Annotated in this window: 12 protein-coding genes and 1 tRNA gene; 9 read left to right on the forward strand and 4 right to left on the reverse strand. The window is 38.6% G+C overall.

Annotated features, from left to right (window positions below; translation table 11 throughout):
* The first annotated feature begins 132 nt into the window (after nt 1-132).
* The 6 genes from ACWIUO_RS00630 (at nt 133) to lpoB (ending at nt 6393) form a co-directional block, all read left to right on the forward strand.
* Nucleotides 133-858 carry a hypothetical protein gene (locus ACWIUO_RS00630; protein WP_454176017.1) on the forward strand — a complete coding sequence of 242 codons (726 nt, stop codon included), beginning with the start codon at nt 133-135 and terminating at the stop codon, nt 856-858.
* A gap of 13 nt (nt 859-871) precedes the next feature.
* Nucleotides 872-1369, forward strand: coding sequence for a lipopolysaccharide transport periplasmic protein LptA (lptA, locus tag ACWIUO_RS00635; protein WP_454176018.1), 498 nt, complete (start codon nt 872-874; stop codon nt 1367-1369).
* Between the two features lie 161 nt (nt 1370-1530).
* Complete coding sequence (locus tag ACWIUO_RS00640; protein ID WP_454176019.1) at nt 1531-2328, forward strand: GTP-binding protein; 798 nt, start codon at nt 1531-1533, stop codon at nt 2326-2328.
* A gap of 162 nt (nt 2329-2490) precedes the next feature.
* The gene (locus tag ACWIUO_RS00645; protein WP_454176020.1) at nt 2491-2991 is read left to right on the forward strand and encodes a hypothetical protein; all 501 of its coding nucleotides are present in this window, start codon (nt 2491-2493) and stop codon (nt 2989-2991) included.
* 71 nt (nt 2992-3062) lie between these two features.
* Nucleotides 3063-4859, forward strand: coding sequence for a penicillin-binding protein 2 (gene mrdA / locus ACWIUO_RS00650; protein ID WP_454176021.1), 1797 nt, complete (start codon nt 3063-3065; stop codon nt 4857-4859).
* A gap of 169 nt (nt 4860-5028) precedes the next feature.
* The gene (lpoB, locus tag ACWIUO_RS00655; RefSeq protein ID WP_454176022.1) at nt 5029-6393 is read left to right on the forward strand and encodes a penicillin-binding protein activator LpoB; all 1365 of its coding nucleotides are present in this window, start codon (nt 5029-5031) and stop codon (nt 6391-6393) included.
* 162 nt (nt 6394-6555) lie between these two features.
* Here the strand turns inward: lpoB and ACWIUO_RS00660 are convergent.
* A tRNA-Ala gene (locus ACWIUO_RS00660) sits at nt 6556-6631 on the reverse strand.
* Nucleotides 6632-7026: 395 nt separating this feature from the next.
* Between ACWIUO_RS00660 and ACWIUO_RS00665 the strand changes: the two genes are divergently transcribed.
* Both ACWIUO_RS00665 and ACWIUO_RS00670 read left to right on the forward strand, forming a co-directional pair.
* Nucleotides 7027-7161: a hypothetical protein gene (locus ACWIUO_RS00665; RefSeq protein WP_454176023.1), complete on the forward strand. Its 135-nt coding sequence runs from the start codon at nt 7027-7029 to the stop codon at nt 7159-7161.
* Between the two features lie 104 nt (nt 7162-7265).
* On the forward strand, nt 7266-7688 hold the full coding sequence (locus ACWIUO_RS00670; protein WP_454176024.1) for a hypothetical protein: 423 nt from the start codon (nt 7266-7268) through the stop codon (nt 7686-7688).
* Here the strand turns inward: ACWIUO_RS00670 and ACWIUO_RS00675 are convergent.
* The 3 genes from ACWIUO_RS00675 to ACWIUO_RS00685 all read right to left on the reverse strand — a co-directional run bounded on the left by ACWIUO_RS00675 (nt 7685) and on the right by ACWIUO_RS00685 (nt 10298).
* A complete protein-coding gene (locus ACWIUO_RS00675) occupies nt 7685-9025 on the reverse strand; it encodes a DegT/DnrJ/EryC1/StrS family aminotransferase (RefSeq protein WP_454176025.1) in 1341 nt (446 codons plus the stop codon). The genes ACWIUO_RS00670 and ACWIUO_RS00675 overlap by 4 nt on opposite strands.
* Nucleotides 9026-9047: 22 nt before the next feature.
* On the reverse strand, nt 9048-9512 hold the full coding sequence (locus ACWIUO_RS00680; protein ID WP_454176026.1) for a tRNA (cytidine(34)-2'-O)-methyltransferase: 465 nt from the start codon (nt 9510-9512) through the stop codon (nt 9048-9050).
* A 195-nt stretch (nt 9513-9707) separates the two neighbouring features.
* Nucleotides 9708-10298 (reverse strand): LPP20 family lipoprotein, encoded by a 591-nt coding sequence (locus ACWIUO_RS00685; protein WP_454176027.1) that lies wholly within the window; start codon nt 10296-10298, stop codon nt 9708-9710.
* A gap of 181 nt (nt 10299-10479) precedes the next feature.
* Here ACWIUO_RS00685 and trpS point away from each other — a divergent pair, with 181 nt between their 5' ends.
* Nucleotides 10480-11532: a tryptophan--tRNA ligase gene (trpS, locus tag ACWIUO_RS00690; protein WP_454176028.1), complete on the forward strand. Its 1053-nt coding sequence runs from the start codon at nt 10480-10482 to the stop codon at nt 11530-11532.
* Nucleotides 11533-11584 lie beyond the last annotated feature (52 nt).

Genomic DNA, 11584 nt, shown 5'->3' on the forward strand with positions numbered 1-11584 from the left:
TCTACAAAAATAGAATTTGCAAAATAAAATCCGCAAGCATAAAATCTACAAAGAAATTTGCAAAAAAGAAAATCTGCGAACATAAAATCCGCAAAAAAAAAAAGAATCTAAAAAGAAAAGAGAGAATCTAAAATGAATCGATTTTTTAGCTATATGCGTATTAGATTTTCTAGGGCATTGCTCTTGCGCAAAAGAGAGGAAATAGCCCTAAGCTACGAATACACAGAGGGAATGCTTAGCCCAAAGCAAATCGCTAGATTTTACTTTCTTAGATTTTTAAATCTTATCGTTTCGTATTTTTCATCATCGTTTTTGATTCATTGGTTTTTTTGGGGATTGTTAGTCGCTATGCTTGTGTTTATCAAAATCTCCGCGACAGATACGCAAGAAATCCTAAGGCAACGCGCACAAATGCCAATCCTTGAGCTATATGATTATCACATTTATGACGCAGACAAAGACTACATAAAAGCGAGTTTGCAGGGGCAAAAAGCGTTGCGATTTGCCGAGTATGAAATCGGCTATGAAACTATCGTAACCACCAAAAGCGATAAAAACTCAAAATCTATCGCCTACATATACGGCGAGGAAGTTCGTAGGGTAGATGATGAATACATATTTGACAAAGGCGGTGTGTATGCAAAAGATAGTGGGGAGAGCTTTTGGAGCAAGAGGGGAATCTATGATTTGAAAAAAGGGATTTTTAGGGGGATTGGGGAGTTTTGGGCAGTGTCGCTAAGTGGCGATTTTGAAGGGGAAAATATCATCTACAAACAAAAAGAAGGCACAATGACAGCAGAAAATATCAAAGCTAAAATCTTTTTGGATAAAGATTTTGACAAAACAAAACATAATTAAAGGAAAATCACAAATGAAAAAATGCTTTTTGGTGGGTTTTGTGGCGATTTTTGGGCTAGGGTGCTTTGGGTTTGGCGATGAGCTGCTAATCGATGCAAAGCGCGTATTTGCCGATGAGAAAAAAGGCGTAACAAGCGCGGAGGGGAGCGTGCATATCACAAAAGAGCGCGACAAACTAAACGCTGATAAAGTCAATGTCTATATGAATAAAGAGCGCAAGCCATTTAAATTTGAAGCGATTGGCAATGTGGATTTTCATATTTTCACGCAAGATGGGCGAGAGCTAAAAGGCAAAAGCGATACGCTAATCTACCTCATAGAGCAAAGCGAATATCAGCTAATCGGGCGGGCAGAGGCAAAAGAGATAGGCAAGCCAAACTATCTCAAAGGTGAAAAAATCATTTTCAATAATAAAGAAAATTTTGCAAATGTCCAAAGCGAGGGAGATGCGCCTGTGCGGGTGATTATTGATTTGAACGATATAAATAAAGACAAAAATAGCAAACCTTAGATTATGTCTTGGAGTATGTTTTGGATTATGATTTTAGTCGCATTTGCTAAAATCTATTTTTCGCAAAAATTTGAGTAAAATCTTGGCAAAAATTTGCAAAATCTAAGTAAAAAAACTAACCTAAAAAAGAAGCCAAAATCTAACGCAGTGAAAAAACCACGATGATAAAAACAAAATATAGTAATTTTCTAACCTCTGCTAGCTCTGTGAAAAATGCCCCACCGCCTCTGCATAGCGAAGTGGCGATTTTAGGCAGAAGCAATGTCGGCAAAAGCACCCTTATCAATGAAATACTAGAATCAAATCTAGCCAAAAGCTCCTCTACGCCGGGCAAAACAAAGCTAATCAATTTTTTTGCCACACAATGGATAAAAACAGATTCTAGCCTAAAATCTAGCGACAAACAAGAAGAGATTTTTTCATCTAGCGTTGAGGTGGATTCTAAAAAATTGGATTCTAAAGAGGTTGATTCTAAAGAAGCAGATTCTAAAAAAGTGGATTTTAAAAAAGGGGATTCTAAAGAGGTGGATTCTCAAATTTCACTTGAATTTTTGCTTATTGATTTGCCCGGGATTGGCTATGCAAAGGTATCAAAAGAGGAACTAAAAGCGTGGCAAAAAAATCTATGGGATTTTATCTCCACGCGCAAAAGTATCAAACTTTTTTTGCATTTGATTGATTCTAGGCATACTGCTTTAGCGATAGATTCTATGCTTGAAAAGAGTATAAAATCCCTGCTAAAAGGCGACCAAAAATATTTGCAAGTTTTTACCAAAGCGGATAAATTAAGCAAAAATGATTTGGCAAAATTGCACCAAAAAAATAGCCAAAATAACGCTATAATTATGGCTTATAACAATAAAATCCCGCAAAAATATGGTGGCAAATCCCTGCTAAAAGAAGCTATTTTTAATGGAATTTTGGGATTAGATTTTGCAAAATCTAATCCCAAAATCTAGCGATAAAAAAAAGATTTTGTTAAAAAAGAGAAAATTTGACAAAATTTGCCAAATAAAAAAATCGCTTTTTGCCACCCCCAAAAAACATAAAATCCGCAAACACAAAAAGCCCAAAAAACTAAAACTCTAAAATCTAAAATCCAAAATCAAAAGAGTCCCTAAATGCAACTTCTATCCAAACCAGACCCCGATAAAAGCCTAAAAAAAATCGCTCTAGCCACCCTTGCTTGCATAGCGTTTTTTGTTTGGACTTTGCTTGGGAGTATATTTTTATTTTTGCCACCTATGCTAGGGGTGCTTTTTGTGCTTTTTATGGATTCGTATGCCAAAAAAAACACCACTGCCATCGTTACTATCGTGCTTTGCCTTATCATCTATGAGAGTGAAAAACAACTCCCGCTTGGGACTTTGCCCATCGTTTTTTTGGTGGTAAATTATCTTATTAGCGAGCGGTTTAATATCATTTTTGGGCATAATTCATTTTTTGTTTTTTGGTATATCATCGTGGTTTATGGCGTGTATTTTTTGGCACTTTATATCATCAAAATGTTTGGTGCGGGGGTAAATTTTTCGCTAAATGCGATTTTTATTTATTATTTTATCATCGAGTCATCTTTCGCCCTAGTCTATGAGCATCTAAAATGGAAGCGCAAAAAATGGTAATCCAAATATCCCACAACGCCAAATCCACACAAACAACGCGCAATCAACACGCGCAACACTAAGGTAGCATAATGAAAAATATCCCCATTCCATTTAGAATCACACTTTTAATCTTTGGTTTAGTGTGGATTTTGCTACTTTTAAAGCTATCAATCATAACGATTGCTAGATATGACCATTACGAAGAAATCGCTAGGCGAAATATGTTTAAACAAGAAGTGCTAGTGCCTGCAAGAGGGCTTATTTTGGATAGGCAGGGCGCACCTTTGGCGGTAAATGATTTGTTTTTTGGCGTGTTTTTAAAGCCATTGCTAAAAGAAAATGAACTAAAAACAGCCCTCCAAAAAATACAAGACAATATTCAAGGCGTAGATATTGAATCATTAAGAGAATCGTATGTCAAGCAAAATTCTGCGTATAATCACGAGCCTATACAAGTGGTGGATTATGTAAGCTATGATGATATGCAGGTGGTGTATTCTGTGCTAAATCAGCACGAAAACATTATCGTAAAGCCCATTTTTAAGCGGTATTATCCAAACGGCGAGCTAGCTTCACATATCATCGGCTATGTGGGTGCGGCGGATAAAAACGATGTGTTTTCAGACCCTATGAGCAAACACACAGGAATCATCGGCAAAGAGGGCATAGAGCGACAATATAACTCTATTTTGCAAGGACAGCTAGGCTACCGCGCTAGCATTGTCAATGCGTTTAACCAAAAAGTATCCCAAGCCGAAGAAGTGCGCCCACAAGTGCAAAATGATATTACGCTAACGATTGATGCGAGATTGCAAAAGGCGATTGATGAGGAGTATGGATTTGGCGAAAAAAACGGCTCTGCAATCGTTATGGATGTGCATAATGGCGAGATTTTGGCAGCGGGTAGCTACCCTGAATATGATTTAAATGATTTTGTAGGGGGCATAAGTATCCCAAAATGGAATGCCCTGCGCGATAATCCACATAAACCGCTTATAAATCGCTTTATAAACGGGCAATATCCCCCGGGCTCTGTTATCAAAATGGGCATTGCGATGTCGATTTTGGAGTTTGGAAATATCGATGAAAATACCAAAGTTGTTACGCCTTATTCGATTGTGATTGGCAATCACCATTTTCGCGATTGGAAAGCGGGGGGGCACGGAAGTGCTGATGCGTTTAAAGCGATTAGAGAATCTGTTGATGTGTATTTTTATAAAATGTCGCAAGTTGTGGGCGTAGAGCGAATGACGCAAGTGCTACACCAAATGGGATTTGGGCAAAAAAGTGGGCTAGATTTTCCGGGAGAATCTAATGGGATTTTGCCAACTCCGCATTGGAAAGCGCAGCGATATGGCGCGCCGTGGTTTGCAGGGGATACGGTGCAGACTTCTATCGGGCAGGGGTATTTCCTCACAACCCCTATGCAAATCGCTAGATATACCGCGCTTATCGCTTCTGGCAAGCTACCCACACCGCATTTTATCAAGCAGCAAAACACAGAGAGTATTACTTTTGAGTCAAAAGATGTGCTAAATGATTTTCAAAAATCTAAACTTTGGGTTTTGCAAAAAGGAATGGTAGAAGCCTGCAACGCCCCCGGTGGCACAGGCACAAGACGGCTAATGGCAGCAAAAGTAAAAGTAGGCTGCAAGACAGGGACAGCACAAGTATCCTCCATCGCACAAGATATAAAAGTGCGGATAAAAGAAAGTGAGCTAGAGTATTTCAAACGCTCTCACGGGTGGATGACGGCATTTGTGCCATCTGAAAATCCGCAATATGCCATTACGATTTTGATAGAGCACGGGCAAAGCGGAGGAAATGCAGGACCTATCGTAGTGCGAATCGTAAATGAGCTACATAAACTAGGCTATATCAAATAGATTTGCGACACGCTTTGTGGCACATTTGGAGGCACGCGCATAGTTTTATACGCAACTATCACAGGGCAAATATCGCTATTTTTCTTTTTGCCTAAATATTGTTGCATAACTTTTTTGTGCTAAAATCTGCTTTTTCCAAATCGCAATTTTTTACAAAAAGGCAAATGATATGCAGACTTACCAAAATCCAATAAACACTTGTGATTTTTACAATTTAGATTCCCATAATCGTGTGGGGGGGGGGGGGCGATATAAATTTCGCACACTTATCTTAGCGCAAGCATTGCTTACACTTGCGTTTTTATTCCTTTTAGCTTCTTGTGCTTATAAGCCACAATACATAAACGATTCTAGCGATTACACTTCATTTGGCATTGATTACCACGATATAGAAATGATGATAGATGACATTGTAGCGTCATTTTTAAGCTCTGATTTTGTCAAAAATTTGGAGGGCAAAAAAGTTCTTGTGATTTCAGATATAGAAAATCTCACAGATGAGGACATAGACATAGAATTATTAAGTCGCAAACTTATCCGCCAAATCCGCAATAGCAAAAAATTTACCCTCACAAACGCTATCGCAGGCAGTGGAAGCAAGACAGATAAAATGATAAGAGAATCGCGAAAACTGCGCAACGATGAGGAATACAACCAATACACCACCAAAGAAAAAGGCAATTTAGTCGCCCCTGATTATTCTCTAAGCGGCAAGATTACCCAGCGCACAAAATCTATTGGCAAAAAAGTGCGTGTAGATTATCAGTTTTTGCTTGTTTTGAGTGATTTAAAGAAGGGAGTCGTGCTATGGGATAATGAAGAAATCATCTCAAAAGTCATCGCAAAAGAAAAACTACAAGAATATAAAGATGAAGATTCTAGTATCGCGCATAATCAAAGCTACTACACCCCAAACAACGCGTATGCAAAATCTTATTCACCTACAAAAGAAAAAATAAAAGACTTTTTTAGAAACACAAAAGATAATGCAAAAGGATTTTTTAGCTTTGGACCAAATGGCAAAAATCATATCGTGTTTGGAGCTGATATAGGTGTTATAAATTATGCTCTTTATCGTGTAAGTATTACAACAGATTCGGGATTAGGTCTTGGTTTTCCAATTACTGTAAGGGCAGGATATGAGCGTGATATTGGTGAAAAATGGGCTTTGGGTGCTAATTTTGTTTATATTATAAACTCTATCTTTCCAATATCAGACGGTTCCTCAATGTCGGATTATGGCAGTGAGCGTTTAGGGTTTGAGATGGTAGGTGGTTATAAAATAGGCAACAATAAGACATTATATACAGGTTTTGGACTAAGTAAAGATATTAACTCTTATGTAACAAGTTTTAATGGGGGGTATTATAAACTCAACACGCTTTATCCATTGTTGAAACTTGGGGTAATGTGGTATGCAAAACCTGCGGTTGGCTTATCTTGGGAATTAAATTATGGATGGGCAATAGATAAACAAAACTATATAAACACAGGCATTGGCTTGATGGTGCTTGGAATCCAATTTAGAATCTAAATGCTGTATTGATTAAAATTTGCGTAGTTTTTTATGTATATTTTTACAACTTACATTTGAAAATCTTGTTTATTTGGCTTTTTTTGATTTGATTTTATTTTATGGATTTTATTAAAAATGCAAGTAATGTCAAAAAGCAAGAATGGTAGAAAAAAAGTAAAATGGTGGAGTGTAGGGGGTTCGAACCCCTGACCTCAACGCTGCCAGCGTTGCGCTCTCCCAACTGAGCTAACACCCCCTTAATTATTGTATTTTTTTGTATGTCAATCCATCATAAAATCGCACAAAAAAAGCAAAAATCAACAACTTCACAAAAATCTAAGCAGAATCTAAAAAAGTAAAATCCTACCAAAAAATCTTTAAAAAATCTCTTAAAAATCATTATAAAGCTATCGTAAATATTGCGAAATAACGACTAATCAAACCCCATAAATCAAAACTACACAAACAAATCTTTGCTAAAAATATTTGACTATTAAAACAATAAAATTTTCTTATTCAATAAGCATTTTAAGACTTTTATGAGAATTACGCGCATTTTTACTTTTTTGTATTATAATCCCCGCGTTTTATCAAAGCAAAATAAAAATCGCTTTTGATAATACATAAATCTATCCCGTAAAGGAACATAAAATGTGTGTAAATATTGCAAAAATAGCAAACAAAAATAAGGCGAATGTGTCGCTAAAAATTTCGGCGATTTGTTTTTCATTGCTTTGCCAAAGTCTATCTGCTAATGCGATTTTGGCTAATAACGAGAGAGAGTAACCACCACGCAAAATCTTTCTAGCTTTCAAACAGCAAATCATCAGACTGACAAATCAACTTCTGTCATCGCAAACAATGATTCCGCTTTCGTTATTGTGAGCAGTTTGGATTCTTTAGATTCCAAACTGCGTGGCACAAGCCCACAGCTACGAAGTGGCGATTTAGCGCACAAGCGCGGGTGGGCGCAGCTATGCAAGCAAAATCTATTATTTACGCATTGCAGTGTGGATTGCCACGAATCTAGGCTTTTTAACAAAAGCCTAGATTCTCGCAATGACGATGGAAGGGTGGATTGCTACAAATCTGCTAACGCAGATTCTCGCAATGACGAAAATACTTGTCATACTGAGGGCGTAGCCCGAAGTATCTCAAAATCTAAAAATGTAAGTAGAGATATTTCGCGCTCACGCGCTCAATATGACAAAGAAAATTCCGTCATTGCGAGCGGATTTTGTATAAAATCCGTGTGGCAATCTTTTATTAGTTTTTACAAAAAGCGGGGGTTTTTAGATTTTTCACAATTTTAAAACACCGATTTAAAACTCTCTAGGGTATGTTTTATGCAATATTTCACTTCTTTTTTGCTCATCGCTTGATGCAGCGGGAGGGAGATTTCAGCGTCATACCATTTTTTTGCATTGCTTCCATTATCACGCACACAATTTTTATAAACCGCGTAATCAAAAATGGGCTTATAATGCACCTGCACGCCTAGCCCGCGTGCTTGCAACTCCCTAAAAATCGCTTCTTTTTTTGGCACAAACTTCGATTTTAGCAAAATGGGGTAGAGATGGTTTGTGGTTTTGTGATTTGGCAAAATCTGCGCGTGAGTGGGCGTGAAATACGGATTTTCACAAAACGCTTCATCATAGATTTTGGCGATTTTTTCTCTTTTGGCTAAAAACTCATCAATTTTTTCTAGCTGGGATAATCCTAGCGCGGCTTGTAGCTCGTTTAAGCGGAAATTAAACCCAAAATCTTGCACCTCACTATCCCATAACAAAATCTTGCTAAGCCCGTGTGAGCGCAATGATTTTGCTATTTCATAGATTTTCTTATCATTTGTGGTAATCGCTCCGCCCTCCGCTGTGGTGATAGGCTTTATCGCGTGAAAGCTAAAAATGCTAACATCTGCAAAAGAGCCGATTTTGCGTCCATTTACTTCGCCACCAAAAGCGTGAGAGCTATCCGAGACAAAGGCTAGATTATACGCTTTGGCAAGGGATTTTATGGTTTTTGTATCTACGCTATTTCCTGCAAAATCCACGCTAATTATTCCGCTGATTTTGCGTTGATTTTTGGGATTGATTTTGCATTGTGTGCCGTTGTTGATTTTGCGCTGATTTTGGGGGGTATTTTTGCCCGCTTTATTTTCTAATATAGATTTTATAGATTCTACGCTGATATTTCCATTTGGCAAAATATCTGCAAAGATTGGCTCTGCCCCGCACGCAAGAAGCATATTTGCTGTGGCGACAAAGCTATTTGGCGTGGTGATGACTAGCTCGCCCTGCTTAAAAAGCGCGCGATAAGCGCAATATAGCGCGGAGGTGGCGGAGTTAAAACATAGGGCGTATTTTGTGCCTACATATTGCGCGATTTTGCGCTCAAACTCTTCGCATAGCTCGCCTTGCGTTAAAAGGGGGGATTTTAGGGCTAGCTTTACGCGCTTTATGTCGCGCTTGTCGATAGACTGCGTGCTGTAAGGCAAAAAGATTTGATTTTTGCAAACCTTTTTGCAAGCGTTTTGGCAAGTGTTTTTTGTGCTAGATTTTGGGGTGGGGTTTTTTGTAGTTTGCTTTGTGGATTTTGCTATTTTGGTGGATTTTTTTGTGCGTGCTTGAGTTGTCATATTTTTTGTCATAAGGATTTTTCCTTTTTGGATTTTAGATTTTTGGCATTTCGCCATTTTGTCGCAAGGCTTCATAGAGGGCTATGCCTACGCTTGTGGCTAGATTTAGGCTTCTTGCTTTGTGCGAAATGGGGATTTTTAGCATTTGTGTCTCGTTTGCTTGCAATATCTGCGCATCAATCCCCGCGTCCTCTCTACCGAAATACAAAAAGCATTCCTTTTTAAAAGTTGCGTCATATAAAATCTTTGTAGCCTTTGTGCTGAAAAAATAGTGATTAGAATCTATGGGGTAGCATTTCCAAAAATCCTCCGCACAGTCCCATTCTTTTTTGTCCAAATCCTGCCAATAGTCCATTCCTGCGCGTTTTAGGGATTTGTCATCGAGGTGAAAACCTAGCGGGTGGATAAGGTGCAATGTCGCTTCTGCTGCGACACAAAGCCTGCCGATATTGCCTGTGTTTTGCGGGATTCTAGGCTGAAGTAGGATAATGTGTATCATAACAAACGCTTAAAAAAGAGATAAGAAAGAATCTAAAATGCCAAAAAATAAACATAAAAAAAGCATTCAAGCTAGAATCCTAACTTGAATGCTTAAAAAATGCTAAAAAAACCAAATGCTAAAACGCAACTACAAAAAAAAACTAACCACAAAATCTAAAGTTTTTACGCCTTAGATTTTGTGTGATTTTTGCATTTATTGAGCGTTTTCTGCTTTTGGCTTTTCGCCATCGATTAGCTCATCGATAGTTTGGGCTAGCTTTTTAGCAGCGGCTTGATTTACGCCTTTTGCCCTCTGCAAGTTTTCTTCTAGTAGTCTTGTGTCGAGTTTATCGATTTTGACTAGCACCCAGAGGTTTCCTGTCTTGCTTACCCATTTATTTACCACGCGAGAGCCAGCTAGAGACTCACTTACGCTTTGTCGTATCGCTTGGACAGCTTCTTGATTTACGCTATCTTCGCCACTTGTGGTAAGCTCTCTATACTTGCTTTCTACTTGAGTGTTGAGTTGCCCAGCAAGTTTTGTGCGAGCTGCTGCCTCTGCTTGTGTGGTAGCAAAACCAAAATTGTTGTTTTTGATTTTGGCACTACCCGTGGCAGCTAGCAAACCAGAATCGCTAGTAACCCAATCAGGCGCGCCATCAAATTCTGCTGCTACGCCGGGGTCGTTTTTTGCGCCTTGTAGTCCGTCTTTCTTACCTAAACAGCCACTAAAACCAGCCAAAGCAATAAAGCCAAAAGCTAGCGCAAACACTACGCTAGAGAGTGTCTTTGTTTCGTTCCTCATTGTGAATCCTTTGTTTTGGAATAAGCACGCATTGTATTCTAAAATGATTAACGAGTTTTAATAAAAGCGATATAATGCGCTTAAAAGTTTTTAGATTTTTACTTTTTTTACAAATCAACATACAAAAAAGACGCTCACAAAAAGGCACAAAAAAGCACTCAAAAGCACTCAAAGGACACAAATGCTTCAAAACACAAAATCCCCTACAAATCCACCCACAAAAGCAAAATCCCCCACAAATCAAACAAACAAAAAACGCGTGATTTCAGGTATCCAGCCCACAGGCAAAATCCATTTAGGCAATTATTTAGGCGCGGTGAAAAATTGGGTAGATTCTCAAAATATCTATGAAAATATATTTTTTATCGCAAATTCCCATTCCATCACGATGCCACAAAACCCAAAAGAGCTAGAATCTAGCACTTATGCCATAGCCGCGATGCTCCTAGCCTGCGGGATAGATACGGATAAATCCACTCTTTTTATCCAAAGCCAGATTGATTATCACCCTGCGCTAGCGTGGATTTTGGATTGCAATATTTCGATGGGCGATATGGGGCGAATGACGCAGTTTAAAGACAAAAGCGCGAAGCAAAGCGCGCAAAAAGCAAGCGTGGGGCTATTTAACTACCCCGCACTTATGGCAGCAGATATTTTGCTTTATGATGTGGATTTTGTCCCTGTGGGGCAAGACCAAAAACAGCACCTAGAGCTTACGCGCAATGTTGCGATGAAATTTAACCGCGACTATGGAGAATGCTTTAAAATCCCAGAGCCACTTATCCAAAAAGTCGGCGCAAAAATAATGGGGCTAGATAATCCACAAATAAAAATGAGTAAATCCCAAAAAGGCGAAAATCACGCGATATTTTTGCTAGATACGCCAGAAATCATCACGCGCAAAATCAAAAAAGCCACGACAGATTCTATGGGCTTAATCGCTTTTGATGAATCGCGTGCAGGGCTTTATAACCTGCTTTGTATGTATGAGATTTTTAGCAATCAAAGCAGGGAGGCGATAGAATCGGAGTTTGCAGGCAAGGGCTATGGAGAGCTAAAATCTAGGCTAAGCGATTTGCTAGTAGAATCTCTGCGCCCTATAAGAGAAAAATACGAAAAACTAATGCTTGAGCAAGGCTACATAAAGCAGATTTTAGAATCTAGCGCAGACAAAGTCCGCCCCATAGCCAAAGCCACTTATGAGAGGGCAAAAAGCCTAGTGGGGCTTGCATAAGATTTTGCATAGATTTTGTTTATTTTTATTTACAGTGGCGTTTTATTGGCGT

It is taken from the genome of Helicobacter sp. T3_23-1056 (assembly GCF_053654535.1).

What these genes read in the sequence shown, in the direction of transcription:
- ACWIUO_RS00630 (WP_454176017.1), top strand. Translation starts at nt 133, where the DNA reads ATGAATCGATTTTTTAGCTATATGCGTATTAGATTTTCTAGGGCATTG.
- lptA (WP_454176018.1), top strand. Translation starts at nt 872, where the DNA reads ATGAAAAAATGCTTTTTGGTGGGTTTTGTGGCGATTTTTGGGCTAGGG.
- ACWIUO_RS00640 (WP_454176019.1), top strand. Translation starts at nt 1,531, where the DNA reads ATGATAAAAACAAAATATAGTAATTTTCTAACCTCTGCTAGCTCTGTG.
- ACWIUO_RS00645 (WP_454176020.1), top strand. Translation starts at nt 2,491, where the DNA reads ATGCAACTTCTATCCAAACCAGACCCCGATAAAAGCCTAAAAAAAATC.
- mrdA (WP_454176021.1), top strand. Translation starts at nt 3,063, where the DNA reads ATGAAAAATATCCCCATTCCATTTAGAATCACACTTTTAATCTTTGGT.
- lpoB (WP_454176022.1), top strand. Translation starts at nt 5,029, where the DNA reads ATGCAGACTTACCAAAATCCAATAAACACTTGTGATTTTTACAATTTA.
- ACWIUO_RS00665 (WP_454176023.1), top strand. Translation starts at nt 7,027, where the DNA reads ATGTGTGTAAATATTGCAAAAATAGCAAACAAAAATAAGGCGAATGTG.
- ACWIUO_RS00675 (WP_454176025.1), bottom strand. Translation starts at nt 9,025, where the DNA reads ATGACAAAAAATATGACAACTCAAGCACGCACAAAAAAATCCACCAAA.
- ACWIUO_RS00680 (WP_454176026.1), bottom strand. Translation starts at nt 9,512, where the DNA reads ATGATACACATTATCCTACTTCAGCCTAGAATCCCGCAAAACACAGGC.
- ACWIUO_RS00685 (WP_454176027.1), bottom strand. Translation starts at nt 10,298, where the DNA reads ATGAGGAACGAAACAAAGACACTCTCTAGCGTAGTGTTTGCGCTAGCT.
- trpS (WP_454176028.1), top strand. Translation starts at nt 10,480, where the DNA reads ATGCTTCAAAACACAAAATCCCCTACAAATCCACCCACAAAAGCAAAA.